The 24856-nt window shown below is 65.7% G+C and carries 23 protein-coding genes; 12 read left to right on the forward strand and 11 right to left on the reverse strand.

The window, feature by feature from the left end; all coding sequences use genetic code 11:
- Window positions 1-6 precede the first annotated feature (6 nt).
- The 4 genes from purH (at window position 7) to recQ (ending at window position 4767) form a co-directional block, all read left to right on the forward strand.
- A complete protein-coding gene (gene purH / locus CCA01S_RS05795) occupies window positions 7-1599 on the forward strand; it encodes a bifunctional phosphoribosylaminoimidazolecarboxamide formyltransferase/IMP cyclohydrolase (protein WP_066455391.1) in 1593 nt (530 codons plus the stop codon).
- Window positions 1599-2147: a crossover junction endodeoxyribonuclease RuvC gene (ruvC, locus tag CCA01S_RS05800; protein WP_066455392.1), complete on the forward strand. Its 549-nt coding sequence runs from the start codon at window positions 1599-1601 to the stop codon at window positions 2145-2147. The genes purH and ruvC overlap by 1 nt, the downstream gene beginning before the upstream one ends.
- A gap of 105 nt (window positions 2148-2252) precedes the next feature.
- On the forward strand, window positions 2253-2837 hold the full coding sequence (gene ruvA / locus CCA01S_RS05805) for a Holliday junction branch migration protein RuvA (RefSeq protein WP_066455395.1): 585 nt from the start codon (window positions 2253-2255) through the stop codon (window positions 2835-2837).
- Between the two features lie 4 nt (window positions 2838-2841).
- The gene (gene recQ / locus CCA01S_RS05810) at window positions 2842-4767 is read left to right on the forward strand and encodes a DNA helicase RecQ (protein ID WP_439951498.1); all 1926 of its coding nucleotides are present in this window, start codon (window positions 2842-2844) and stop codon (window positions 4765-4767) included.
- A gap of 4 nt (window positions 4768-4771) precedes the next feature.
- On the opposite strand, the gene ruvB is transcribed toward recQ, so the two are convergent.
- Window positions 4772-5833, reverse strand: coding sequence for a Holliday junction branch migration DNA helicase RuvB (gene ruvB / locus CCA01S_RS05815; protein ID WP_066455396.1), 1062 nt, complete (start codon window positions 5831-5833; stop codon window positions 4772-4774).
- Window positions 5834-6097: 264 nt separating this feature from the next.
- Here ruvB and CCA01S_RS05820 point away from each other — a divergent pair, with 264 nt between their 5' ends.
- Window positions 6098-6331: a hypothetical protein gene (locus CCA01S_RS05820; protein ID WP_066455398.1), complete on the forward strand. Its 234-nt coding sequence runs from the start codon at window positions 6098-6100 to the stop codon at window positions 6329-6331.
- Between the two features lie 35 nt (window positions 6332-6366).
- On the opposite strand, the gene CCA01S_RS05825 is transcribed toward CCA01S_RS05820, so the two are convergent.
- The 3 genes from CCA01S_RS05825 to CCA01S_RS05835 are packed head-to-tail and all read right to left on the reverse strand — an operon-like array spanning window position 6367 to window position 10656.
- Window positions 6367-8115, reverse strand: a complete 1749-nt coding sequence (locus tag CCA01S_RS05825) for a ClcB-like voltage-gated chloride channel protein (RefSeq protein WP_084386530.1) — start codon at window positions 8113-8115, stop codon at window positions 6367-6369.
- Between the two features lie 49 nt (window positions 8116-8164).
- Window positions 8165-9214, reverse strand: a complete 1050-nt coding sequence (locus CCA01S_RS05830) for a cytochrome d ubiquinol oxidase subunit II (protein WP_066455400.1) — start codon at window positions 9212-9214, stop codon at window positions 8165-8167.
- On the reverse strand, window positions 9211-10656 hold the full coding sequence (locus CCA01S_RS05835) for a cytochrome ubiquinol oxidase subunit I (RefSeq protein ID WP_066455403.1): 1446 nt from the start codon (window positions 10654-10656) through the stop codon (window positions 9211-9213). The genes CCA01S_RS05830 and CCA01S_RS05835 overlap by 4 nt, the downstream gene beginning before the upstream one ends.
- Window positions 10657-10688: 32 nt before the next feature.
- On the opposite strand from CCA01S_RS05835, the gene CCA01S_RS05840 reads away from it, so the two are divergent.
- The 4 genes from CCA01S_RS05840 to minE all read left to right on the forward strand — a co-directional run bounded on the left by CCA01S_RS05840 (window position 10689) and on the right by minE (window position 14420).
- Window positions 10689-12440, forward strand: a complete 1752-nt coding sequence (locus CCA01S_RS05840; protein ID WP_066455405.1) for a glutamine--tRNA ligase/YqeY domain fusion protein — start codon at window positions 10689-10691, stop codon at window positions 12438-12440.
- A gap of 8 nt (window positions 12441-12448) precedes the next feature.
- Window positions 12449-13231, forward strand: a complete 783-nt coding sequence (gene minC, locus CCA01S_RS05845) for a septum site-determining protein MinC (RefSeq protein WP_066455406.1) — start codon at window positions 12449-12451, stop codon at window positions 13229-13231.
- Window positions 13232-13341: 110 nt separating this feature from the next.
- Window positions 13342-14157, forward strand: coding sequence for a septum site-determining protein MinD (gene minD / locus CCA01S_RS05850; RefSeq protein WP_066455409.1), 816 nt, complete (start codon window positions 13342-13344; stop codon window positions 14155-14157).
- A gap of 2 nt (window positions 14158-14159) precedes the next feature.
- Entirely contained in the window at window positions 14160-14420 is a 261-nt protein-coding gene (gene minE / locus CCA01S_RS05855) for a cell division topological specificity factor MinE (protein WP_066455411.1), read from the forward strand.
- Between the two features lie 54 nt (window positions 14421-14474).
- Here the strand turns inward: minE and CCA01S_RS05860 are convergent, their stop codons facing one another.
- Complete coding sequence (locus CCA01S_RS05860) at window positions 14475-15359, reverse strand: AEC family transporter (protein WP_066455413.1); 885 nt, start codon at window positions 15357-15359, stop codon at window positions 14475-14477.
- A gap of 265 nt (window positions 15360-15624) precedes the next feature.
- Between CCA01S_RS05860 and CCA01S_RS05865 the strand changes: the two genes are divergently transcribed.
- Both CCA01S_RS05865 and CCA01S_RS05870 read left to right on the forward strand, forming a co-directional pair.
- Window positions 15625-16281, forward strand: a complete 657-nt coding sequence (locus tag CCA01S_RS05865) for a spermidine synthase family protein (protein WP_066455420.1) — start codon at window positions 15625-15627, stop codon at window positions 16279-16281.
- Complete coding sequence (locus CCA01S_RS05870) at window positions 16278-17807, forward strand: spermine/spermidine synthase domain-containing protein (protein ID WP_066455423.1); 1530 nt, start codon at window positions 16278-16280, stop codon at window positions 17805-17807. The genes CCA01S_RS05865 and CCA01S_RS05870 overlap by 4 nt, the downstream gene beginning before the upstream one ends.
- A 40-nt stretch (window positions 17808-17847) precedes the next feature.
- On the opposite strand, the gene CCA01S_RS05875 is transcribed toward CCA01S_RS05870, so the two are convergent.
- The 4 genes from CCA01S_RS05875 to ettA all read right to left on the reverse strand — a co-directional run bounded on the left by CCA01S_RS05875 (window position 17848) and on the right by ettA (window position 22725).
- Window positions 17848-19653, reverse strand: coding sequence for an acyl-CoA dehydrogenase C-terminal domain-containing protein (locus tag CCA01S_RS05875; RefSeq protein WP_066455426.1), 1806 nt, complete (start codon window positions 19651-19653; stop codon window positions 17848-17850).
- A gap of 305 nt (window positions 19654-19958) precedes the next feature.
- Window positions 19959-20186, reverse strand: coding sequence for a YMGG-like glycine zipper-containing protein (locus tag CCA01S_RS05880; protein WP_066455429.1), 228 nt, complete (start codon window positions 20184-20186; stop codon window positions 19959-19961).
- Between the two features lie 178 nt (window positions 20187-20364).
- Window positions 20365-20922: an isochorismatase family protein gene (locus tag CCA01S_RS05885; RefSeq protein WP_066455430.1), complete on the reverse strand. Its 558-nt coding sequence runs from the start codon at window positions 20920-20922 to the stop codon at window positions 20365-20367.
- 129 nt (window positions 20923-21051) lie between these two features.
- A complete protein-coding gene (gene ettA, locus CCA01S_RS05890; RefSeq protein WP_066455432.1) occupies window positions 21052-22725 on the reverse strand; it encodes an energy-dependent translational throttle protein EttA in 1674 nt (557 codons plus the stop codon).
- A gap of 135 nt (window positions 22726-22860) precedes the next feature.
- Here ettA and CCA01S_RS05895 point away from each other — a divergent pair, with 135 nt between their 5' ends.
- Window positions 22861-23349, forward strand: coding sequence for a hypothetical protein (locus CCA01S_RS05895; protein ID WP_066455438.1), 489 nt, complete (start codon window positions 22861-22863; stop codon window positions 23347-23349).
- Window positions 23350-23448: 99 nt separating this feature from the next.
- On the opposite strand, the gene CCA01S_RS05900 is transcribed toward CCA01S_RS05895, so the two are convergent.
- The gene (locus tag CCA01S_RS05900; protein WP_066455441.1) at window positions 23449-24435 is read right to left on the reverse strand and encodes a glycosyltransferase family 2 protein; all 987 of its coding nucleotides are present in this window, start codon (window positions 24433-24435) and stop codon (window positions 23449-23451) included.
- A gap of 125 nt (window positions 24436-24560) precedes the next feature.
- The gene (locus CCA01S_RS16200) at window positions 24561-24689 is read right to left on the reverse strand and encodes a hypothetical protein (RefSeq protein WP_003803595.1); all 129 of its coding nucleotides are present in this window, start codon (window positions 24687-24689) and stop codon (window positions 24561-24563) included.
- Between the last annotated feature and the right edge of the window lie 167 nt (window positions 24690-24856).

Here is a 24856-nt window from a genome sequence, read left to right on the forward strand (position 1 = left end):
ACTGCCATGACCATTCAGACTGCATTGATCTCCGTGTCCGACAAATCGGGCGTCGTCGAATTTGCCCAGGCCCTCGCCCAGCGCGGCGTGGCTCTGCTGTCCACCGGCGGCACCGCCAAGCTGCTGCGCGACGCCGGCCTGCAAGTGACCGAAGTCGCCACGCACACCGGCTCGCCGGAAATCCTCGACGGGCGGGTCAAGACCCTGCACCCGCGCATCCACGGCGGGCTGCTCGCGCGGCGCGACGACCCCGAGCACATGCGCACCCTGAAAGAGCAGAACATCCCCCCCATCGATCTGCTGGTGGTCAATCTGTATCCCTTCCTGCAGACCATCGCCAACCCCGACTGCATCCTCGCCGACGCCATCGAGAACATCGACATCGGCGGGCCGGCCATGCTGCGCTCCGCCGCCAAGAACCACGGTTCGGCGGCGGGCGGCGTCACGGTCGTCATCGACCCCGCCGACTACCCCCGCGTGCTGGCCGACATGGACGGCCCGACGCACCAGCCCTCGTACGGCCTGCGTCTCGAACTGGCCGCCAAGGTCTATGCCCACACCGCCGCCTACGACGGCGCCATTGCCGCCTACCTCAGCAGCCTGTCGGCACGCGAGCCCGCCCCGGCCGCCGTGCCCGAGCGCGACACCTGGCCGCGCGTGCTCACCGTGCAGATGCAGCGCCAGCAGGCCCTGCGCTACGGCGAAAACCCGCACCAGGGCGCCGCCTTCTATCACGACCTGCAAGTGGGCCCGGGCCTGCTGGCGGGCTATCAGCAGCTGCAGGGCAAAGAGCTCTCATACAACAACATCGCCGACGCCGATGCCGCCTGGGAATGCGTGCGCAGCTTCCCCACCACGGCCTGCGTCATCGTCAAACACGCCAACCCCTGCGGCGTGGCTCTGGGCGACAGCGCCCTGCACGCCTACCAGCAGGCCTTCAAAACCGACCCCACCTCGGCCTTTGGCGGCATCATCGCCTTCAACACCCCGGTGGACGAAGCCACGGCCCAGGCCGTCGGCACGCAGTTTCTCGAAGTGCTCATCGCCCCGGCCTACTCCGACGCAGCGCTTGCCGTGCTGGCCGCCAAGAAGAACGTGCGCGTGCTGACTCTGCCCCTGGGCACGGCGCGCAACGCCTTCGACGTCAAGCGCGTGGGCGGCGGCTGGCTGGTGCAAGACCCCGACGGTCATCCGGCCAGCGAATCCGACGTCAAGGTCGTCACCACCCTGGCGCCTACCGCCGCGCAGATGCAAGACCTGCTCTTTGCCTGGAACGTCGCGCAATACGTGAAATCCAATGCCATCGTGTTCTGCGGTCAGGGGATGACGCTGGGCGTGGGCGCGGGCCAGATGAGCCGCATCGACTCCGCCCGCATCGCCTCCATCAAGGCCGAGAAGGCCGGTCTCTCGCTGCAGGGCTCGGCGGTCGCGTCCGACGCTTTCTTCCCGTTTCGCGACGGCCTGGACGTCGTGGCCGAAGCCGGTGCCACCTGCGTCATCCAGCCGGGCGGCAGCATCCGCGACGACGAAGTGATCGCCGCCGCCAACGAACGCGGCATCGCCATGGTCTTCACCGGCACGCGGCACTTCCGTCACTGATGCGCATCCTCGGGGTCGATCCGGGCCTGCGGCGCACGGGCTTTGGCGTCATCGACGTCGACGGCCCGCGCCTGCGCTATGTGGCCAGCGGCACCATCGTGGTGCCGCCCGCCCAGGCGCTGCACGCCCGCCTGAAGGTCATCCTCGACAATCTGCGCGAAGTGGCGCGCGACACGCGTCCCGACCAGGCCGCGCTGGAAAAGGTGTTTCTCAATACCAACCCGGCCTCGACCCTGCTGCTGGGCCAGGCGCGCGGGGCCGCCCTGTGCGCCCTGGCCGACAGCGGCCTGGCGGTGCAGGAATACACCGCGCTGCAGATCAAAAAGGCTGTGGTCGGCACCGGGCGCGCCAGCAAAGAACAGATCCAGGCCATGGTGCGCCACCTGCTGGCGCTCGACGGCGTGCCCGCGCCGGATGCCGCCGACGCCCTGGCCTGCGCCATCTGCCACGCGCACTGCGCGCCGCTGGCCGGGCGGCTGCAGGCCCTGGCTCCCGAGACACTTTCGTTGCGCAGTCGGCGCCTGCGCACCGGGCGTCTGATATCCTGAGCCCTGCCGCCAGGCCCGTCATCGGGCCAGGCGCGCTGCTCACCCGCCCGTCGGCATGCCCTTGTTTTCATCCATAACCTTCTCATTTTTTTGTCGGAGCCCCGCATGATCGGCCGCATCACCGGCACCCTCATCGAACTCACGCCACCCACGGTCTGCATCCAGACGGGCGGCCTGGGCTATGAAGTGGACGTGCCCATGAGCACGCTCTACAAGCTGCCCCCCGTGGGGCAGACCGTTACGCTGCACACGCACCTGGCCATCCGCGAAGATGCCCACGTGCTCTACGGCTTTTCCTCGGCCGCCGAGCGCAGCGCTTTCCGGGCGCTCATCAAGGTCAGCGGGATCGGCGCGCGCACGGCCCTGGCCGTGCTCTCGGGCCTGAGCGTCGAAGACCTGGCCGACGCCATCGACCGGCAGGAATCCGGGCGCCTGATCAAGGTGCCGGGCATCGGCAAGAAAACCGCCGAGCGCCTGCTGCTCGAACTGCGCGACAAGCTCACACCCTTTGCGGGCACCCTGCGCGCCGACGGCTCGACCGTCGTGCACAGCGACAGCGACGTGCTCAACGCCCTGCAGGCCCTGGGCTATTCGGCCGCCGAGGCGCGACGGGCCATGGCCACGCTGCCCGAGGGCCTGAACGTGTCCGACAGCATCCGCCAGGCGCTCAAGGCGCTGTCGCGGGCCTGAGGCCATGCACACCATGACTGAAGACGAACGGATGCCGCTCTGGGATGCACAGGGGCACGAACTGCACCCCGCGTCTGCCCCAGAAGGCCCCCGCGCCACGCCTGCGCGCTATGAATCGGCCCTCGACGCCCTGCACGAGGTCTTTGGCTACGACGCGTTTCGCGGCGAGCAGCAGGCCATCATCGAGCACATCGTCGCGGGTGGCAACGCCCTGGTGCTCATGCCCACGGGCGGCGGCAAGTCGCTGTGCTATCAGATCCCCGCCCTGGTGCGTCCTGGCACGGGCATCGTCATCTCGCCGCTCATCGCCCTGATGCAGGATCAGGTGGACGCCTTGCAAGAGCTGGGCGTGCGCGCCGCCTTTCTGAATTCGTCGCAAACGCCGGGGCAGGCGCGCGAAGTGGAACGCGCCTTTCTGCGCGGCGAGCTCGACCTGCTGTATGTGGCCCCCGAACGGCTGCTCACGCCGCGCTGCCTCGAGCTGCTGGACGGCGGGCGCATTGCGCTCTTTGCCATCGACGAGGCGCACTGCGTCTCGCAATGGGGTCACGATTTCCGCCCCGAATATCAAAGCCTCAGCCTGCTGGCCGAACGCTGGCCCGCCATCCCGCGCGTGGCGCTGACCGCCACGGCCACGGCGGCCACGCGCAGCGACATCCTTGCCTGCCTGTCGCTGCAGGACGCCCCGCAGTTCATCGCCAGCTTCGACCGGCCCAACCTGTGCTATCGCATCATCGAAAAGCACGAAGTGCGCCGCCAGCTGCTGGACTTCATCCGCGCGGAACACGCGGGCGAATGCGGCATCGTCTACGCCCTGTCGCGCTCGCGCGTGGAGCAGACCGCCGAATTCCTCTCGGGCCACGGCATCACCGCCCTGCCCTATCACGCGGGCCTGGATCAGGCCACCCGCGCCGCCAACCAGGCGCGTTTTCTGCGCGAGGACGGCATCGTCATGGTGGCCACCATCGCCTTTGGCATGGGGGTGAACAAGCCCGACGTGCGCTTCGTGGCGCACATCGACCTGCCCAAGTCGATCGAAGGCTACTACCAGGAGACCGGGCGCGCCGGGCGCGACGGCCTGCCCGCCGACGCCTGGCTGGCCTACGGCCTGCAAGACGTGGTGCAGCAGCGCCGCATGATCGACGACTCGGCGGGCGACAGCCTGCACCAGCGCCGCCAGATGCGCCAGCTGGACGCCATGCTGGCGCTGTGCGAAACCGTCACCTGCCGCCGCCGCGACCTGCTGGCCTACTTTGGCCAGACCATCGAGCCCTGCGGCAATTGCGACACCTGCCTCGAACCGCCCGCCGCCTGGGACGGCACGGTGGCAGTGCAAAAGCTGCTCTCGGCGGTCTACCGCCTGTGGCGCGAGCGCGGCCAGCGCTTCGGCGGCGGGCACCTCATCGACATCCTGCGCGGCCAGCTCACCGAGCGTGTCAAGCAACACGACCACCAAAGCCTGAGCGTCTTCGGCGTGGGCGAAAACCTGTCGGTGGACGCCTGGCGTGGCATCCTGCGCCAGGCCCTGGCGCTGGGCCTGCTGACGGTCGATCTGGAGGGCTACGGCACGCTGGCGCTGACCGAGGCCAGCCGCGCCGTGCTGAAGGGCGAGCGCACCCTGATGCTGCGCCCGGTGGCCGTCAAACGCGCCAAATCCGGTCGCCAGCGCACCACCACCGCAGCCCAGCTGGACGCCCTGCCCCCCGAGGCCCTGGCCCGCTTCGAGCACCTGCGCGCCTGGCGCGGGCGCATCGCGCGCGAACACAGCGTACCCGCCTATGTCATCTTCCACGACGCCACCCTGCGCGAAATCGCCCTGCAGAATCCGCCTTCGGTCGAAGCCTTGGCCGGCGTCAGCGGCGTCGGCGCCCGCAAGCTGGAAACCTACGGGCCCGCCGTGATCGAATGCATTGGCGAAGTGGGGGATTAAGCGCCTAAAACAGCTGCGGCTCGTCGCCGCCGGACGGCGCCTTGAGCCCCAGGTGTTGCCAGCAGCGGCGCGTGGCGGTGCGCCCGCGGGGCGTGCGCTGCAGGTAGCCGTGCTGGATGAGATAGGGTTCGATCACGTCTTCGATGGTGTCACGCTCTTCGCCGATGGCGGCAGCCAGGCTGTCCACCCCGACCGGCCCGCCGTCGAACTTGTGCACGATGGCTTCGAGCAGCTTGCGATCCATGAGGTCGAGCCCCTGGGGATCGACTTCGAGCATGGCCAGGGCCGCCTGCGCCGTGGCGGTATCGATACGCCCTGCGGCCCGCACTTCGGCGTAGTCGCGCACCCGCCGCAACAGGCGGTTGGCGATGCGCGGCGTGCCGCGTGAGCGCCGGGCGATTTCGGCGGCGCCTTCGAGGGTGGCGTCCGCGCCCAACAGGCCCGCGCTGCGCTGCACGATGTGGGTGAGGTCTTCGGCGCAATAGAACTCGAGCCGCGAGACGATGCCGAAGCGATCACGCAAGGGGTTGGTGAGCATGCCCGCGCGCGTCGTGGCGCCCACCAGCGTGAACGGCTGCAGGTCGATCTTGACGCTGCGCGCGGCCGGGCCTTCGCCGATGAGAATATCGATCTGGAAATCTTCGAGCGCCGGGTAGAGGATTTCTTCGACCACGGGCGACAGACGATGGATTTCGTCGATGAACAGCACGTCGTTGCGTTCGAGGTTGGTGAGCATGGCGGCGAGATCGCCCGGGCGTTCGAGCACGGGGCCCGAGGTCTGCCGCAGCTGCACGCCCATTTCATGGGCCACGATGTGCGCCAACGTGGTCTTGCCCAGGCCGGGCGGCCCGAAGAGCAGCACGTGATCGAGCGCCTCGCCTCGCTGGCGGGCAGCGGAAATGAAGATGTCGAGCTGCTCGCAGACCCGCTGCTGGCCCACGTAATCACCCAGCGACTTGGGGCGCAAGGCGCGTTCGATGGAATCTTCGGCATGCGAGGCCACGTCGGGCGTCACCAGGCGAGGCTCAAAGGCTCCGGACGACAGGGAATCGGGTTGAATGGCCATGGGTAATCAGGGAAGTGCCGGAAGGCTGCGCAGCAAGGGCGTGCTGTGCAAAAGCACAGTATATCCCAAGGGGGCACCAGGGCCGCCAGCCCCTGTCTCCCGGCACGACCAGTGGATCGCCCATAACGCACCGAGCCGAGACAACAGCAGCTTATCGGCACCCCGGCCCCCGTCGCGCTCTTTGCCCCTATTCCCGACAGCGGCAAGACCGCTGCAGCCACCGTCGGCTGCTTATACTGCCATGAACCACCCCGACTCAAAACCATGCGCAGTTTCACCGACCCCGACGGCCAGCCCTGGGACGCCGCCCTGCTGGACGCCTCATACGGCAACATCCTGCTGATCTTCAGCCAACCCCGCGGGCAGGACATCCGCCAGCAGCTGCTGGGCGCCGAAAACATGGCCGAGGCCGAGACCCTGCTGGCAAACTACAACGACGACGATCTGCGCGAGTTGCTGGCCAACGCCCAGGCCTGGGATCCCACCCGCCTGTTCTGACGCGGCATTTCCCTCACCAGCACGCTCAACAGGGACTACTTCCGCCGCCGGGGCGACAGCACGAACGCGTCTTCGCTGTCCACCGCCCGTTTCAATTGCGAATAGCGCGCCAGCAAGTCGGATTTGTACACCACGCCCAGCAGGCGCGCGGGCCGGTCGCGGCTGACCACGGGCAGGCGTTCGCCCTGGAAGGCGCTGAACAGGGTCTGCGCTTCGTCCAGGCTCAAATCGGGATACAGCGGCTTGACGAAATCCAGACGCAGCACCTCGCCGCAGGTCTTGGAGCGTACGTCGATTTCGCCCAGCATCATGCGGGTGAGATCTTGCTGGGCGATCACACCTTGCCAATTGCCCTCGGCATCCACCACATACAGATACTTCACCGGATAATCGAGAAACATCTCCTGGGCCTCGCGCACAGATGCGTCCGTGTGCACGACGGTCTCGGCGGGCTTGAGCAGGCTGTCCAGACGCGCGTGACGCAGGCGCTGGCGCAAGGCCTGGTTGTCCTCATGGTGCAGGGTGACCTCGTACATCACCTTCTGCGCCAGACCGCGCGAGACGAAATACGCCACCACGCAGGCAGGCACCAGCGGCAAGACCATCTGGTAACTGAGTGTCATCTCGAAGACCATCAAAATGGCCATGAACGGCGCGCTGGTGGCGGCAGCCAGAAACGCGCCCATGCCGACCAGGGCAAACACCGGGCCATGCCCCGCCAGCGCGGGCCAGACGAACCCCAGCACTTGGCCAAACAGCACGCCCAGCGCGCCGCCCACGAACAGCGTGGGTGTGAAAACCCCGCCGATGGCGCCCGAGCCCGCCGTCAGGGCCGTGGCCAGCACCTTGCACAGCAGCATCAGCAGCACGGTCTGCCAGGCCCAGTCGTCGTGCAGCAGCGACAGCACCACCCGGTTGCCATTACCCGCCATTTCAGGCAATTGCGTCAGCAGCGCCCCCAGCAGCAGGCCGCCCAGCGCCAGGCGCAGCGGCAGACCCAGGCCGGTGCGCGCAAACAAGGTCTTGACCCCATGAATGGTGCGCAGAAACTGCGCCGCCCCAAGCCCCGCCAGCACGCCCAGCACCAGGCAAGGCAGCAGCAGATCGGCGGGTGCGCCGGACAAATCCGGCAGGGGATAACGCGCCGCATAATTGCCGGTGAGGTGCATCACCAGGCCCGAGGTAGCCGCCGCCATCAGCAAGGGCCCGAAATTCTGAAATGACATCGAACCCAGGATGATCTCGCCCACGAAGACCGCCCCGGCCAACGGCGCGCCATAGGCGGCAGACACCCCCGCCGCCGCCCCGCAGGCGGCCAGCAGGCGCAGGCGCGCGGTGTCCACCCGCAAAAACCGTCCAAGCACCGACGACCAGAGCGCCGCCAGATGCACCATGGCCCCTTCGCGGCCAATAGAACCGCCGCTGGCGACGGTGAACAGCGACGACAAGGAACGCAGCAGGCCCTGCCCCACCGACATGTGGCCATCGCCGATGGCCACGGCCTCCATGTAGCCCGAGTGCTTGTCGTGTGACACCTTTTTGGACGTCACCAGCAGCAGGCCGGCGCACAGGCCGCCCACGGCGGGCACCAGCAGACGCAGCGGCCACGACAGGCCGCCCATGACCTCGGTGATGAGCCCCGAGCGCCCGGCAAACAGCTGCTGCATGCCGTGGATGCCCGCATGAAAAGCGATGGTGACCAGCGCGCCGCCCAGGCCGCAGAGCGCCGCCCAGCACAACATGGCGATGACGCCATCCATCTGAATCCGTGGATTTGCCTGCATGATGATGCCCGAACCAGTCTCCTGTCCGCTTATGTGGTGGGGTCAACGACTAGCCGCGAAAGCGCGGCGGGCTGGGCGGACGCGAGCGCCCCAGCATGCGCCAGTACACCCACAGATTGAAAATGAGCGCCACCGGAAACGCCACCACCGTCGCCGAAAGCGTCAGCCGCAGGGTGGCCACGGGTGCCGCCGCATCCCACAAGGTGACCTCGTCAAGCACCAGATAGGGGAAAAAGCTGTAGGCCAGGCCGCCCAGCAGCACGCCGAAAATGACCAGCACCAGCGCGTAAGGCAGCGCCGAGGCACGGTAGCTGTGCGCAATCATGCGCTGCAGGGTCATTTCGGTGAGCACGAAGCACAAGAGCAGCGAGCCCCAGACCAGCCCCACGGCCCACCAGTGCTGCCCGTCGCCCCACTTGAGAAACACCCCGGCATTGGAAAAATCAAGCACGACGGACACGCCCACCGCCCCCACCGCGCTCCAGCGCAGGGTACGCCGCGCCCAGCCCACCGCCCGCACGCGCAGCTCGCCCGCCTCGCGCATCATCAGCCAGGCGGCCCCCAGCAGGCTGTAGATGGCCACGGCACAAATGCCCATGAGCACGGCGAAACCCACGTAGCCCGACCCCTCTTCATAGGCCACGGCCACACGGGCCAGCAGGTAGCCCTGCGCAAACGCCACCAGCACCGCCCCGGCCCCGAAGCCAAAAAGCCAGCGTCCCTGTTGATGCGCGGGCGCGCGCAGGCGCCATTCGAAGCACACCGAGCGCAGCAAGGTGCCCAAGCCCAACAGCGACAAGGGCAGATACAGGCGACCCAGCGTCTGCGACCAGGCGTAGGGAAAGGCGGCGGCATAAAGCCCCACCCCGAGGAAAATCCAGAATTCGTTGGCATCCCGCCAGGGGCTGAGCAGCGACAACATGCGCGGGCGCAGCGGGGCTGGCGCCACCAGCGAAACGCAGCCCACGCCGATGTCGAAGCCATCGAGCAGCACCCCCGCCACCACCAGGGCAAAGAAGATGAGCATGAGCGCCAGCGGCATCCAGAACGCGGGGTCTTGCGCCCCCAGGCCCAACAGGGCAGCCAGAGAATCGATCATGCCCGCCCCCGATGACGCGCCACGGGCACGACCCCGTAGCGCATGGTGTGCCCCAGCAACTGCCTGAACCCCAGGCCCAGGGCGCCGTAGATCACGACCTGCAGCCCGGTGACGAGCCACAGGCCGAATTCATCCTGCACCGACCCGATCTCGCGCAAAGTGACCGTGCCGTAGACAGCATATGGCAGGCTGCCGACGAGCACGTGCATCCAGCCCACCGCCTGCAACAGCAGGGCCACCCAGACGAGGGCCTGAAACCCCGTGCGCGTACGGGCCCGGAAGCTGTCGGCCTCGAACCCCAGGCGGTAGCCGCGCCACAGGGCCCAGAGCCCCATCAGCCCCACGACCGCCGTCAGCAGCACCGCGAGACGCGAACTGGCATACGTGAACCAGACGGGCGGGCGCATGCCGATGAGATCGTTGAGACCCTGCACCTCGGAAGCACCTGCTGCGGCGGGCGCGGCATCGGCAGGCGCCACCTGCGCGCCCGGACCCGCCTTTGCCGCGCCCGCCTGCGGGGATGCATCTCGATGCGCCCCGGACGCCACCACGGCCTCTTGCGGCTGCGTCAGCCAGTTGGACAGCAGATCGGGCCCTTCGAGCGCCCAGACCGTGCGCCCCCCGGCCACGTCCAGCCAGGCGAACACGGACACCCGCTCGACCGGGCCGGTCGTCCACTGCGGCAGCACCGCTGCCGTGCGGGCCGGCTGCACGGGCAGCAACATGCGCCCCAGCCAGGCGGCCAGCACCACTTGCAGCACCACCGCCCCCAGCAGCAGCCAGGTGCCGCCGATGAGCACCGTGCGGTCGCCCGCGTCGCTGGGCCGGGTGCGCGTGCGCTGGGCGGTGAGCGACAGCATCAGCGTGGCGGCCAGCAGCAGCCCGCCGCTGAGCAGCACACCAAAGAGCGGCGGCGCGGCGCCCCCGAGCAACTTGAGCCAATCGACGACCTGATAGTGATCTTCGGTGAGCACCGCGCCCACCGGATGCTGTAGCCAGGCCAGCAGCACGATGACCCACCAGGCAGTCAGCGATGTCCCGATGGCGACCAGCCCCACAACCACCGTATGGGCATTCTCGGACAGCGAGCGCTGACCATAGAGCATGGCCCCCAGAAAGCACGACTTGAAGATGAAGGCCGTGAGCACCGCCATGCCCAGCAGCGGCCCGGCCACTTCGCCCGCCCGATCCATGAAATCGGGCCACAGCGTGCCCAGCTGAAACAGCAGGGGCAGACTGGCGGCAAAACCGATGATGAGGGTGAGCGCGTAGATGCGCACCCAGAAGCGGTACGCAAGCAGGGGGGCCGCCTCGTGGCGCGCGCGGATGCGCAGCACCAGCAGCACCCAGGACAAACCCAGCTCCAGCGCCAGAAAGAACAACATGAAGCCCAGGCCCAGGTAGAACTGGGTGAGCGACAGAACCCATGCGGTTTGAGTCATAATGTGCGCTAGTTTATTATGCACCGGATTGTATGACCACCGACTCCGCGCCAGTTTCCAATTTCCTGCGCACCATCATCGACAACGACCTGAAATCAGGCCGTTACCAAGACCGCCACTGGGCCACGCCGCCCGGCACGGCCGCCGCCCGGCGCGCCGGGCCTATCGACCCCGCCCGCATCCGCACGCGCTTTCCGCCCGAGCCCAACGGCTACCTGCACATCGGCCACGCCAAGAGCATCTGCCTCAACTTCGGTCTGGCCAACGACTACCAGGGCATCTGCCACCTGCGCTTCGACGACACCAATCCCGAAAAAGAAGAAGACGAATACGTACAGGCCATCATCGACATGGTGCGCTGGCTGGGTTTCGACTGGACGCACGACGGCACCGAACACCAGTACTTCGCCAGCGACTACTTTGAAACCCTGTATCAGTTTGCCGAAGCCCTGGTGCAGGCGGGCCATGCCTATGTAGACGAACAATCCGCCGACGAGATGCGCGCCACCCGTGGCACGCTCACCGAGCCAGGCACCCATTCGCCCTGGCGCGACCGCCCGGTGGCTGAATCCCTGGCGCTGCTGCGCGAAATGCGGGCAGGCAAACACCCCAACGGCCGCATGGCCCTGCGCGCGCGCATCGACATGGCCTCGCCCAACATCAATCTGCGCGACCCGGTGCTCTACCGCATCCGCCACGCCACGCACCACCGCACGGGCGATGCCTGGTGCATCTACCCCATGTACACCTGGGCGCACCCGGTCGAAGACGCGCTCGAAGGCATCACCCACAGCATCTGCACGCTCGAATTCGAAGACCAGCGCCCGTTCTACGACTGGATTCTGCAACGTCTGGCCGAACTCGGACAACTGGCCGAGCCCCTGCCCCATCAGTACGAATTCGCCCGCCTGAACCTCAGCTACGTCGTCACCAGCAAGCGCAAGCTGCGCCAGTTGGTCACCGAAGGCCACGTCAATGGCTGGGACGACCCGCGCCTGCCCACGCTGGCCGGGCTGCGGCGGCGCGGCTACACGCCGGGCGCCATCCGCCTGTTCTGCGAGCGCCTGGGGGTCTCCAAGGCCGACTCCCGCATCGACTACAGCGTGCTCGAACAAGCCCTGCGCGATGATCTCGACCCCAGCGCGGCGCGTGCCGTGGCCGTGCTCGACCCCATCAAGCTGGTCATCACCAACTTCCCCGAAGGCCAGGTCGAGCCCTGCTCCGCCCCGCTCAACCCGCACGCCCCCGAGGCCGGTCAGCGCCAGTTCCCGCTCACACGCGAACTCTGGATCGAACGCGACGACTTCCGCGAAGAACCGCCCAAGAAATACTTCCGCCTTTTCCCCGGCAACCTGGTGCGCCTCAAATACGGTTATGTGGTGCGCTGCACGGGCTGCGTCAAGAACGAAGCCGGCGCAGTCACCGAAGTACATTGCGAATACCTGCCCGACACCCGCAGCGGCACGCCGGGGGCCGACAGCGTCAAGGTCAAGGGCGCCATCACCTGGGTCAGCGTGGCGCATGCCGTGGCCGCCGAAGTGCGGCTCTACGACCGCCTGTTCCGCGAAGCGCACCCCGACCGCGGCGACCAGGATTTTTTGCAGGCGCTCAACCCCGATTCCTGCCACGTCGTGCAGGCCTGGCTCGAGCCCGGCACACAGGCGGTGCCCGGCACCACCTGGCAGTTCGAACGTCTGGGCTACTTCGTGGCCGATCGCGAAGACTCCAGCGCCGACCACCCGGTCATCAATCGGGCGGTCACCTTGCGCGATACCTGGGCCTGACGCACGCCATGTCTACCTTATCCACCCCGCTGGACTTCAAAAGCGCCACGCTCTACACCCTGCGGGCCGTGCTGCACACCGACGACACGTCCGCCCTGCTGCAGGCGCTCGATCAGCGCATGCACGAGGCGGGCGCCTTCTATGAAAACGAGCCCGTCATCCTCGACGCCTCGGGGCTCGACGCGGCACCCGACTGGCGCGCCCTGACGGCGGCCCTGCGCAAGCACCACCTGTATCCCATCGGCGTGCAGGCCGGGCCCGCGCTGCAGGCCTCCCTTCAGGCAGCCGACCTGGCCCCGCTGGATGCCGGGTCGGGCCGACCCGCGCATGGCGACGCGACCAGCGCCCCGGCGGCAGCGGCCCAGCCCGCAACCACCGCGCCCGCCGCACGGCACCCCGAGGCCCCCTCGCCCCGGCAAGCCGCCGACGCCACGCCGACACACGACGACGCCAAGACTGCCGGGCAGACGCTGGTCATCCGCCACCCGCTGCGCTCGGGCCAGCGCATCTACGCCAAAGGCGGCGACCTCATCGTCATGGGCATGGTCAGCCAGGGGGCCGAAGTCATTGCCGATGGCAACATCCACGTCTACGGCCCCTTGCGCGGCAAAGCCATGGCGGGCGCCCAAGGGCGCACCGACGCCATGATCCTCACCACGCAGCTCGATCCCGAGCTGCTGGCCATCGCCGGGGTCTACCGGGTGGTTGAAACACACCTGCCCGACACCCTGCACAACCACGCGGCGCAAGTACTGCTGGAAGGCGGCACGCTGCGCATCCGGGCCTTATAGGCCGACATTCAGTCACACGCGGAAACGTTGAAAGGTCATTTGCCTGATGTTCAGGCACCTTTTTGCTTTACGATGTCAAGAATTTTTGAAAACAGGGGAATTTCGACACCATGGCGCGCATTGTTGTAGTCACCTCGGGCAAAGGTGGGGTAGGCAAGACCACCACCAGTGCAAGTTTCTCGGCCGGGCTGGCCATGCGCGGCCACAAGACGGCGGTCATCGACTTCGACGTCGGCCTGCGCAACCTCGACCTCATCATGGGCTGCGAACGCCGGGTGGTCTACGATTTCGTCAACGTCATCCAGGGCGAGGCCACGCTGAACCAGGCGCTGATCCGCGACAAGCAGGTCGATACCCTCTATATTTTGCCGGCCTCGCAAACGCGCGACAAAGAAGCGCTCACCAAAGAAGGCGTCGAAAAAGTGCTCGACGACCTGATCGCCATGGATTTCGAATACATCGTCTGCGATTCTCCCGCGGGCATCGAAACCGGCGCGCTCATGGCCTCGTACTTTGCCGACGACGCCCTGGTGGTCACCAACCCCGAAGTCTCGTCGGTGCGCGACTCCGACCGCATCCTGGGCATTCTGTCGGCCAAGTCGCGGCGCGCCGAAAAAGGCGAAGAACCGGTCAAAGAACACTTGCTGCTCACCCGCTACAACGCCAAACGGGTGGCCGACGGCGAAATGCTGTCGCTCACCGACATCGAAGACATCCTGCGCATCCGCCTGATCGGCGTCATCCCCGAATCGGAAATCGTGCTGCAGGCCTCCAACGAAGGGGTGCCCGCCATCCACAAGCACGAATCGGACGTCGCCCAGGCCTACCAGGACGTGGTGGCACGCTACCTGGGCGAAGAAAAGCCGCTGCGCTTCGTCGATTATGAAAAGCCGGGCCTCTTCAAGCGCCTGTTCGGAGGCAAGTGATCATGTCGTTCTTTGATTTCCTGCGTGGCCAGAAGAAAAACTCCGCCAACATCGCCAAAGACCGCCTGCAGCTCATCCTCATCAACGAGCGCAGCAGCGGCCACAGCCCCGACTTCCTGCAGAACCTGCAGCGCGAGCTCATCGAGGTGATCTCCAAATACGTGCAGATCAATCCGGACGACATCAAGGTCAACCTCGACCGGCAAGAATCCCTCGAAGTCCTGGAAGTCAAGATCGAAATGCCACAGGCCGAAGGGCGCTGAAAAGCCACTTGAAACGCGCCGGGCTGGCCTGCGCAGGCCAGCAGCGCACCCCGCTCAAATCCACGTCAGCGTGGCCCACACCACCAGCGGGATGGTGGCGACCGACAGCAGGTTGCCCAGCAGCACCACGCTGGCCACCGTGCGGGGTTCCACCCGGTACTGCTCGCACAGCAGGTAATTGAGCACGGCGGGCGGCAGCATCACGGACAAGGCCACCAGGCGCGACCACGCGGGCGTGAGCGGCAGCAGCCACAGCACCAGAGGCAGCGTGACCAGCCCGGCCAGCAGGTACAGGCCGTTGGTGCGCAAGGCCAACCCCACGTGCTCGATGCGGTCTTGCGACAGGCGCACACCCAGGCCAAACAGCATCAGGGGGATGGCGATCTGGCCGGTCAAGTCCACCGAAGTCGTCACGAACGGCGGCAGCCAGTCACGGTGCGGGGCCAGGGCCACCCCCAGCAAGGCCGCCCAGATATTGGGATTGCGCAGCCACATCCAGCGGCTGCTGCCCTGCGAAAGCAAGAACAGGCCCAGCGAAAAATGCAGCAGGTTGGACAGCACGAACAGCACGACGATGTCGCCCAGCTGGTCATTTCCATAGGCCAGCATCATGAGCGGAATGCCGATGTTGCCGGTGTTGCGAAACATGCCGGGCACGAGAAACGCGGGCCGCGTCAGGCCCGGGCGGCGCACCAGGGCCAGCAGCAGCCCCGGCACCAGGATGATGAGCACGCCCGCCGCCACCAGCGGCCAGCCACGCACCAGATTGACGGGATTGTCCAGCAAGGCGGAAAACACCAGCGCCGGACAGAACACCATGACATTGGCATGGTTGATGAAGTCCATGTCCGGCGCGCGCCGCTGGCGGCGCCCGAAGACGAACCCCAAACCCGCAACGACGAAGACCGGCAGGACGATGTTCAGCAGGGTGAAAAGCATGAAGTGAAAACTGCGTATTGTCGCCGTACGGCACCGACCACCGGCGCGAGACAGGATCTGGATGGCAAAGAGTCGAGTGTACAGCGCCCAGACACTGCGCCGAGGATTGGCCGCCACCAGCTCCCTCTCCTGGGCCAAACAGCCGATTGACAGGGCACTGGCGAGCCATGATCACTCGGCCTTTTGACAGACGACGAACCCGATAGCCAGAAGCTCGGGAAGCTGATTACATTCTGTCATGACCAGCCCGATCCAGGAACCCGCCATGACCGATCAAGCAGCATCCCCGCCAAACCGCGGCACCACGTCCCGCAGCCAAATTTCCACACGGCAGGTCACCCTGCTTGGCACGGCCTTCCTGGGCTCGGGGGCCGCCGGCCTCATCTACCAGATCGCCTGGCAGCGCCTGCTGTTCACTGCTTTCGGGGTCGATCTGATCTCGGTCTGCATCATCGTCTCCACCTTCATGCTGGGCCTGGGCTTGGGGGCGCTGGCGGGCGGCTGGCTGGGTGATCGCTATCCAAGCCGATCACTGCATATTTTCGCCTGCTGCGAGTTTGGCATCGGCCTCTTTGGCCTGGCCAGTCCGCTGCTGATCCGCACGCTGGGGATATGGATGAACGACGCATCCTTCCCGGCCACCGCAATGGCCAATTTCGCACTCATGCTGATACCCACCACTCTCATGGGAGCCACCCTGCCCATCCTGATTGCCTTTCTGGCTTCCTTCTGGAAAAACATCGGCGCCGCCACTGGGCACCTGTATGCGGTCAATACGCTGGGGGCCATGCTGGGCAGCGCTCTCACCGTCTTCTGGCTATTTCACGTCATGACGCTGGATCAGGCGATCCACCTGGCGGCTGCCCTCAATGGATCTGTGGCAACCCTGATCTGGTTCGGCTTGCGGAGGGCCGGATCATGAAACCCAAAACCATCGTCCATCTTGCATGGTTCTTGTCCTTCTGGACGGGCTTCATCAGCCTGTCGGAAGAAATCATCTGGGTTCGCCTCATCAGTTTCGCCTATGAAAGCACGCCACGCGCCTTCGCCGTCGTGCTCACGGCGTTTCTGGTCGGCATCGCCCTGGGCGCGATTGTCGGCAAACGCCTGTCGGAAAAGCAGCGGGCCACGCCATTGACCGCCGCATGGCTGCTGTTGCTGGCCGGCACCCTGCTGTTGCTCCTGCCGAACCTGATTGCCTGGGCGCGCGTCCAGCCCGGCTCCATCTTCCTGATGCTGGTGATGATCACGGCTGGGGCGGCCCTGAAAGGCACGCTGTTTCCCATCGTCCATCATCTGGGCTCGAGCCTCTCCCAAAGCCTGGGCCAATCCGTTTCCCGAACCTATTTCAGCAATATCCTGGGCTCGACGCTGGGCCCCCTGGTGACCGGCCTGATCCTGCTCGACGCCTTTCCCTCCGGCACCAGCCTGCAGTTGCTGGGGCTGCTGTGCCTGGCCGTCTCGATCCCGGCCCTGTCCGTTGCCTTGCGCAGCGAACGGCGCGGCCTGAACCACGCCGCCTGGGTGTATGGCCTGTGCGCGCTGGCCCTGCTGCCCTGGGTGCATCCCACAGGTGACAACCTGACGCGGCGCCTGGCCATGGCCCCGGATGGCGCCCCCATCCGGATGCTGATCGGAAACCGCCACGGCATCATTCACTCGGTACAAGGCCCGCACGATGACATCGTCTTTGGCGGCAACGTCTACGACGGGCGGACCAACACGGATCTGGCGATCAACGACAATCTCATCGACCGCGCCTATCTGCTGTATGGCCTGCACCCAAACCCCAGGCGGGTACTCGTCATCGGTCTGTCCTCTGGGGCATGGACCCGATTGATCACCAGCATCCCCGGTGTGCAATCGATTGACGTGGTCGAGATCAACCCCGGCTACCTGCAAATGATCCGATCCTACCCACACCTGGCGCCGCTGCTGGACGACCCCAGGCTCAGGCTCCACATCGACGACGGACGTCGCTGGCTACGCCGCGATCACGGCCAGTTCGACCTGATCGTCATGAACACCACGTTTCACTGGCGCGCCAACGCCACCAACCTGCTCTCCCGCGAGATGATGCAGATGATCCGCCAGGCCCTCGCCCCCGGCGGGGTCTTCGCCTTCAACGCCACGGATTCCCGCGACGCGTTCTACACAGCCACCCAGGTTTTCCCTTTCACCTACCGTTTCAGAAGCTTTGTCTACACGGCGGATCACGATCTGGCGGCCCAATTACCCCACCTGCGGGATCGCATCAGGCAGTTTCAGCTCGACGGCCAGCCGCTGCTGCCTGACACACCGGTATATGAACAGGCACTGGCCAGCCTGGCTGGCACGCAGTTCACCCGCATTGAACAGGTGGTGGCCGAGTCGCCACGCCCGCTCATGACCGTCACTGATCAGAACATGATCACAGAATTTCGCTTCGGGCGCGGCACAGAAGAATAACCCCGGCGTGCGCCGGGGTGCGGGATTTCAGCTTGGCGTATCAGTAGCCCAGCGCGAAGTCTTCGGCGGGCAGGTCGAGCAGTACGTCGGGCCCGGCCTTCATGGTTTCGACGTGCGCGCGGGTGCGCGGCAGAATACGCGTGAAGTAGAAGCGCGCCGTGTGCAGCTTGGCCTGGTAGAAGGCCTTGTCGCCCTCGCCCGTCTTGAGCTTCTCGGCGGCCACGCGCGCCATGTCGGCCCAGAAATACGCCAGGGTGACATAGCCGGAATACATCAGATAATCGACAGATGCCGCACCCACCGCTTCGCGGTTGGTCATGGCCGACATGCCGATCTTCATGGTGATGCTGCCCCACTCTTTGTTCAGCTCGGCCAGCGGCTTGACGAATTCCGAGATCGCCCGGTTGCCGCTTTGCGCCTTGCAGAACTTGTGCACCACCTTGGTGAAGGCGCGCAGGGTTTCGCCCTGCGTCATCAGCACCTTGCGACCCAGCAGGTCAAGCGCCTGCACGCCAGTCGTGCCTTCATACAGCATGGAGATGCGGCTGTCGCGCACGTTTTGCTCCATGCCGTGCTCGGAGATGTAGCCATGGCCGCCAAATACCTGCACGCCATGGTTGGCCGCCTCGAAGCCGGTTTCAGTCATGAAGGCCTTGGCGATGGGAGTGAGAAAGCTCAGCAGCTTCTCGGCCAGCTCGCGCTGCTCAGCATCCTGGCTGTAATGCGCAATGTCCACCTGTTGGGCGGCGTAGTACAGCAGCGCCCGGTTGCCCTCGGCAAACGACTTGATGGTGAGCAGCATGCGGCGCACGTCGGGGTGCACGATGATCGGGTCGGCGGGCTGATCAGGAAACTTGGGGCCGCTCAGGGCGCGCATCTGCAGGCGCTCGTGGGCATAGGCATTGGCTCCCTGGAAAGCCACCTCGGCGTGCGCCAGACCCTGGATGGCCGTGCCCAGGCGCGCCGTGTTCATGAAGGTGAACATGCAGTTCAGGCCCTTGTTGGCCGGGCCGATCAGGTAGCCGGTGGCGCCGTCGAAGTTCATCACGCAGGTAGCGTTGCCGTGGATGCCCATCTTGTGCTCGATCGAGCCGCAGCTGACGGCGTTGCGCGCGCCCAGGCCGCCCTGCCCGTCAGGCAGGAACTTGGGCACGATGAAGAGCGAAATGCCCTTGGTGCCCGTCGGCGCATCCGGCAGGCGGGCCAGCACGATGTGCACGATGTTCTCGGCCATGTCGTGCTCACCCGCGGAAATGAAAATCTTGGTGCCGCTCACCTTGTAGCTGCCATCGGCCTGCGGCTCGGCCTTGGTGCGCAGCATGCCCAGGTCGGTGCCACAGTGCGGCTCAGTCAGGCACATGGTGCCTGTCCATTGGCCCGACACCAGCGGTTCGAGATAGGTCTTCTGCTGTTCGGGTGTGCCGTGCGCCTGCAGGGTGTTCATTGCGCCATGCGAAAGCCCCGGATACATGCCCCAGGCCCAGTTGGCCTCGCCCATCAGTTCGCTGATGGCCATGCCCAGCGATTCCGGCAGGCCCTGGCCGCCATGGGCGGGGTCGTGCGACAGGGCGGGCCAGCCGCCTTCGACATACTGGGCATACGCCTCTTTGAAGCCCTTGGGCGTGGTCACGCCTTCGGGTGACCAGGTGCAGCCTTCGCGGTCGCCTACCTGATTGAGCGGCGCCAGCACCTCCTGGCAGAACTTGGCGCCTTCTTCAAGAATGGCATTGACCATGTCGGGCGTGGCGTCTTCACAGCCCGGCAGGGATTGATAATGGGCGGGGTAGTCGAGAACCTCGTCGCGCACGAAACGGATTTCGCGCAGAGGGGCTTTGTAGTCGGGCATCGTGAGTCTCCTGAGGAACTTCGGGGCGCTGCAGGTCTGCAGGCACGCATTCTGAAAAATTCAAACGAATGTTTGAATTTAAGAGAAAGTGCCCGAAGAAGTCAAGGCGACGCGCTATTCCACAGGCGGGGCTTTTTTGCCTTGGAGCGGCCCAGCGGCAAAAAAACACCCCGACGGGCCGGATCCATATCCGTCCATCGGGGTGCGGACTGCGGCCGGGTCAGAACCTGCGATGGGATGCGGTCTGGCGCTCGCGCGACTGGACTGTGAAATTGCAAAAAAGCAGCGGTGTCTCTCGGGACGGCCTAGCGGTTCTTGCCCACCTGATCGCCGATGACGCCGCCAATGGCGGCGCCGCCGACCGTACCCAGGATACCGCCGCCCGTGACCACGGCACCCGCCACGCCGCCGATGCCGGCGCCCGTGACGGCGGATTTCTGGCGATGGCTCATGTTGTCCCAGGACGAGCAGCCTGCCATGGCACCCGCCAGAGCCAGCACGACCCCTGCTTTTGCGAGCGTTTGAAATGTCATGAGATTCTCCTTCTGATTCAGTGAAGCGCAATGACGACAGACCGCGAAGCCCCAGCCAGGCGGACGGCTCGTCAAGGTCTGACGTCCTGGCTCTGTTATAGACGAGCCCCGCATCCGATGCTGTGAGCCAAGGCTACAGTTGTTTCGACACGCAGAATCTTCAAGATGGGCACGCCGCCTACCGAACCAGCTTGAGCACCTCGCGGAAGGCCAGGTGGGCGGGGGTTTCCAGCCACTCGTAGATCGCCATTTCAGCCGTGATGGTCTCCAGGCCGTAGCGTTGCCAGCGTTGGCGAGCGGCGTCCCAGTCGTCCGGGCGGCGCGAGCCGACCCCGTCGGTGACCAGCACCGGCTCGTAGCCGACCTGTGCCAGGCCCAGGCCAGTTTGTAACACGCAGATGTGCGCTTCGGTGCCTGTCAGCAACACCCGGGGGCGTTCAGCAGGCCATGCGGCCAGGAATTCGGGCTCGCGACAGGCGTTGAAATGGGTCTTGGCAACGATGCGATCGACCTGCGCGGCCAGGTCGGGATGCGTGGGGCCGATCTTCTGCGGCCAGTGCTCGGTAGCCCAGACCGGCACCGACAGCAGGCGCGCGGCCTGCGCCAGGCGCGTCACGCGTCCGCGCAAGGCCTCGGTGTCGTGAATCGCGGGCAAGAGCTTTTCCTGCATGTCCACGATGAGCAGCAGGCTCTTGGAGGCGCTCAGCAGGGCCTCGTCCAGATTGGTGTATCTCATATTCGATCTCCTGGGCGCCCGCCGCACAGGACGGGGCGGGCGCACGCCTCATTATGTGCCCATGGGGCAGGCGCGGCCCGCCCGGAGCCCATCCATTCCAGGGGCCGGCGCTTGCCACGCCCCGTGAGCCTACTTGAGCGCCTTGTAGCGGATCCGGTGCGGCCGGGCGGCCTCTTCGCCCAGGCGCTGGCGCTTGTCGGCCTCGTATTCCTGGTAGTTGCCATCGAAGAAGACCACCTTGGAATCCCCTTCAAAGGCCAGGATGTGTGTGGCAATCCGATCCAGGAACCAGCGATCGTGGCTGATGACCATGACGCAGCCCGCGAATTCGAGCAGCGCGTCTTCCAGCGCCCGCAGGGTTTCCACGTCCAGGTCGTTGGAGGGTTCGTCGAGCAGCAGTACGTTGCCGCCCGCGATCAGGGTCTTGGCCAGGTGCAGGCGCCCGCGCTCGCCCCCCGAGAGCTTGCCTACCTGCTTGCCCTGGTCAGCCCCCTTGAAGTTGAAGCGGCCCAGGTAGGCGCGCGAGGGCATCTCGAAGCGGCCCACGGTGAGCAAGTCGGCGCCATCGGCGATGGTGTCGAACACGGTCTTGTCGTCCGGCAGGGAGTCGCGCGACTGATCGACGAAGGCCAGCTTGACCGTCTGCCCGAGCACCACCTCGCCCGCGTCGGGCGCCTGCTGCCCGGCGATCATGCGAAACAGCGTGGATTTACCCGCGCCGTTGGGGCCGATGATGCCAACGATGGCACCCGCGGGCACCTTGAAGCTGAGATCGTCGATGAGCAGGCGCTCGCCAAACGACTTGGAGACGTTGCGAAACTCGATGACTTCGTTGCCCAGGCGCTCGGCCACGGGAATGAAGATTTCCTGGGTCTCGTTGCGCTTCTGGTATTCGTGCGACGACAGCTCTTCAAAGCGCGCCAGGCGCGCCTTGGCCTTGGCCTGACGCCCCTTGGGGTTTTGCCGCACCCATTCCAGCTCTTTCTTGATGGTGCGCTGGCGGGCGGATTCGGCCGCTTCTTCGTGCTTGAGACGGTCTTCTTTCTGTTCGAGCCAGGAGCTGTAATTGCCCTTCCAGGGGATGCCGTGGCCGCGGTCGAGTTCCAGAATCCACTCGGCGGCATTGTCCAGGAAGTAGCGATCGTGGGTCACGGCCACCACGGTGCCGGGAAACTGGCGCAAGAAGACTTCCAGCCACTCGACCGATTCGGCGTCCAGGTGGTTGGTGGGTTCGTCCAGCAGCAGCATGTCGGGCTTGGACAGCAGCAGACGGCACAAGGCCACGCGGCGCTTTTCACCCCCCGACAGCTGGCCGACGACGGCGTCCCAGGGCGGCAGGCGCAGGGCGTCGGCGGCGATTTCCATTTGTGTTTCGATGTCGTCGCTGCCGCTGGTGGCCGCCGCCGCAATCACTGCCTCGAGTTCGGCCTGCTCGCTGGCCAGGGCATCGAAATCGGCGTCTTCGTCGGCGTAAGCCGCGTACACCTCTTCCAGCCGCTTGCGCGCCTCGAACACCTGGCCCAGACCGGCCTCGACCGACTGTCGAACGGTATGGTCGGGATCAAGCTGCGGTTCTTGCGGCAGGTAGCCGATGTTCAGGCCCGCCATGGGGATGGCTTCGCCTTCGATGTCTTTATCAACCCCGGCCATGATTTTCAGCAGGGTGGACTTGCCCGAGCCATTGAGGCCCAGCACGCCGATCTTGGCGCCGGGGAAAAACGACAGGGAAATATCGCGCAGAATCTGGCGCTTGGGCGGCACGATCTTGCCCACCCGGTTCATGGAATATACGTACTGTGCCATGGCGTCACCGTCAAAGCTGCGGCCGAGGAATTCGGCCGCACAAAGGGTCGATTGTAGGCCGTGACGGAATGGATCGCGTTGCCACCGGCGGAATTACACTACCGGTATCAGCCAATAGATCCCTCAGGTGCCGCCATGACACTGCCACTTTCTTTTACCGCCGCCGAAGCCCAGCTGCTGGGCCGCACGGCCGACGCCCTGTGCGCCTACATGGGCAAGCCCGTCATCGCCGAGGTCGTGGCCGAGCCCGACGAAGGCTTTGAATGGGCGCTCTTTGCCCTGCCCCTGAACCCGGGCGACGAAGCCGAGGACAAACCGCACGTGCAGGTGGGCGGGCCCGGCGCACGCTTTCTGGGCAACTGCGGCGGCCTCGACCTGAGCGACGGCCAGCCGATCGATTGCGAGTTTCTCTGGGCCATCCAGCTGTCCGACCTGGACAGCTGCCGCTATATCAAGGTGGATGCCGACGGTGAAGAAGTAGGCTGGACGGACGAGCTGTCGGAACTGCTGCCGTTCCAGCTCTCTGAAACGGAACAGCCCGACGACGAGGACGACGCCGGAGAACTGGACGAAGACGAAGACGAAGACGAAGACGAGAACGACACGGACGAAACCGAGGCCTAAAAAGCCTCTGAACAAGCCGTCGCGCTGGATGCATCCCTGGCTTTGCGCCAACCGCACCGCTGTTCGACCCGCACAGTGCTTCAAGCCACAAGGCTTCGGTCAGGGCTTGCGGCTTTGGGGCACGCCCGTCACGGCCTGTTTGTGGGGCGCCGACGGGCCGCGCAGGCGGTCGCGCAGATATAGGGCGGCGCCCGCCGGCCACATCAGCGCCACCAGCGCGCGCGACACCGTGCCGGTGAGACGCCGCCCCTGCGGCGGGATGAGACCGCGCGCTTTCAGGTGCAGGCCAAACCGCGTATAGCGCGCGGCGGCGGCCAGAAACGACAGAGGCTGGTAGCGCAGCCACGGCAGACAGGATTCAAGGGTGTCGCGCGCCAGCAGCCACAGGCCCAGGGCATGGCGCCCGCCGTCAGTCTGGCGGCCCTGGTGCGACAGACCGTCGGCGCTGTCGTGGTACACGCGAAACACCTGATTGACGAAGCGCGTGAGGTAGCCCGCGCGCGCCATCGCCCGCCAGACCAGGCTTTCGGGCACGAAGCCGGGGATGTCTTCGGGAAACGGAAACTGGCGCAGGACGTCCGTGCGCAGGCAGCCGAATTTCTCGCCGCGCACGTGATGCCGGAAGGTCATGTCGAGCGACGTGATGTCCATCACGTCTTGCGGGTACATGTCGCCGACGATGCGGCCATCGGGCCGGGCGCACAGCCCCGTGATGGCGACGTACTGGCCGCGCTGCGCGGGGGGGATTTGTTCCCAGACCAGCGCCATCTGGTAGAGGGCATCGGGGCTGAGTTCGTCGTCGCTGTCGATGGCCACCAGCCACTCGCCGCGCGCCTCGCGCACGCCGTGGTTGAACGCTGTTTTCTTATGTTGATTAGGTTGCCAGACGTAACGGATGGGGAAACTGGCTTCTTGCTGCCAGCCGCGCACCAAAGCGCGGGTATGGTCGGTTGACCCATCATCGACCACCACCCATTCGAAGTCCTGGAAGGACTGCTCTTGCAGCGAGCGATAGACGCGACCCAGCGTCTGCGCCCGATTGAAGGTGGGGGTGACGACGGAGAACAAATGGCGCCAGCAAGCCATGCCGGTGAACTCCTCCTGTCTGCAGTTACCCCATGATAGCGGCAAAAAAAAACCACGAACGCACGTGTTCGTGGTTTCCCTGAGGCCGAATTGTATGTAAACAATACGACCCGCCAAGCGGTGGCTTAGACGCGCTTGACCTTTTCGAGCATCTTGAAGACGCCCTTGGGGGCGCGCACGAAAAGACGTTTGAACGCTTTGCCAAGGCAACGGCGCTCAAGCGTGTTGCGCCGCGTGCGTTTGATTTCTGCCATGAGATTCTCCTGGGATAAGGCGGGGGCTTTGAAGCAAAACACAGCATTTTAGCAAAGATTGCCTGACAGCTTTAAACGGACAAGTCAAATCGCCCGGCCCGTCCCCCGGCGGGCACCCGGTGGCCGTCAGCGCGGACAGGCCGCGGCATACACTTCCTTGCCAAGTA

This window comes from Castellaniella caeni NBRC 101664 (genome assembly GCF_001592225.1).
Lineage (GTDB): Bacteria > Pseudomonadota > Gammaproteobacteria > Burkholderiales > Burkholderiaceae_B > Castellaniella > Castellaniella caeni.

Coding starts and splice junctions, on each gene's coding strand:
- minC (WP_066455406.1), top strand. CDS start 12,449: ATGTCTACCTTATCCACCCCGCTGGACTTCAAAAGCGCCACGCTCTAC.
- CCA01S_RS05870 (WP_066455423.1), top strand. CDS start 16,278: ATGAAACCCAAAACCATCGTCCATCTTGCATGGTTCTTGTCCTTCTGG.
- ruvA (WP_066455395.1), top strand. CDS start 2,253: ATGATCGGCCGCATCACCGGCACCCTCATCGAACTCACGCCACCCACG.
- CCA01S_RS05840 (WP_066455405.1), top strand. CDS start 10,689: ATGACCACCGACTCCGCGCCAGTTTCCAATTTCCTGCGCACCATCATC.
- purH (WP_066455391.1), top strand. CDS start 7: ATGACCATTCAGACTGCATTGATCTCCGTGTCCGACAAATCGGGCGTC.
- ruvC (WP_066455392.1), top strand. CDS start 1,599: ATGCGCATCCTCGGGGTCGATCCGGGCCTGCGGCGCACGGGCTTTGGC.
- minD (WP_066455409.1), top strand. CDS start 13,342: ATGGCGCGCATTGTTGTAGTCACCTCGGGCAAAGGTGGGGTAGGCAAG.
- minE (WP_066455411.1), top strand. CDS start 14,160: ATGTCGTTCTTTGATTTCCTGCGTGGCCAGAAGAAAAACTCCGCCAAC.
- CCA01S_RS05860 (WP_066455413.1), bottom strand. CDS start 15,359: ATGCTTTTCACCCTGCTGAACATCGTCCTGCCGGTCTTCGTCGTTGCG.
- CCA01S_RS05835 (WP_066455403.1), bottom strand. CDS start 10,656: ATGACTCAAACCGCATGGGTTCTGTCGCTCACCCAGTTCTACCTGGGC.
- CCA01S_RS05830 (WP_066455400.1), bottom strand. CDS start 9,214: ATGATCGATTCTCTGGCTGCCCTGTTGGGCCTGGGGGCGCAAGACCCC.
- CCA01S_RS16200 (WP_003803595.1), bottom strand. CDS start 24,689: ATGGCAGAAATCAAACGCACGCGGCGCAACACGCTTGAGCGCCGTTGC.
- CCA01S_RS05885 (WP_066455430.1), bottom strand. CDS start 20,922: ATGAGATACACCAATCTGGACGAGGCCCTGCTGAGCGCCTCCAAGAGC.
- CCA01S_RS05825 (WP_084386530.1), bottom strand. CDS start 8,115: ATGCAGGCAAATCCACGGATTCAGATGGATGGCGTCATCGCCATGTTG.
- CCA01S_RS05865 (WP_066455420.1), top strand. CDS start 15,625: ATGACCGATCAAGCAGCATCCCCGCCAAACCGCGGCACCACGTCCCGC.
- CCA01S_RS05895 (WP_066455438.1), top strand. CDS start 22,861: ATGACACTGCCACTTTCTTTTACCGCCGCCGAAGCCCAGCTGCTGGGC.
- CCA01S_RS05820 (WP_066455398.1), top strand. CDS start 6,098: ATGCGCAGTTTCACCGACCCCGACGGCCAGCCCTGGGACGCCGCCCTG.
- ruvB (WP_066455396.1), bottom strand. CDS start 5,833: ATGGCCATTCAACCCGATTCCCTGTCGTCCGGAGCCTTTGAGCCTCGC.
- CCA01S_RS05900 (WP_066455441.1), bottom strand. CDS start 24,435: ATGGCTTGCTGGCGCCATTTGTTCTCCGTCGTCACCCCCACCTTCAAT.
- recQ (WP_439951498.1), top strand. CDS start 2,842: ATGCACACCATGACTGAAGACGAACGGATGCCGCTCTGGGATGCACAG.
- ettA (WP_066455432.1), bottom strand. CDS start 22,725: ATGGCACAGTACGTATATTCCATGAACCGGGTGGGCAAGATCGTGCCG.
- CCA01S_RS05875 (WP_066455426.1), bottom strand. CDS start 19,653: ATGCCCGACTACAAAGCCCCTCTGCGCGAAATCCGTTTCGTGCGCGAC.
- CCA01S_RS05880 (WP_066455429.1), bottom strand. CDS start 20,186: ATGACATTTCAAACGCTCGCAAAAGCAGGGGTCGTGCTGGCTCTGGCG.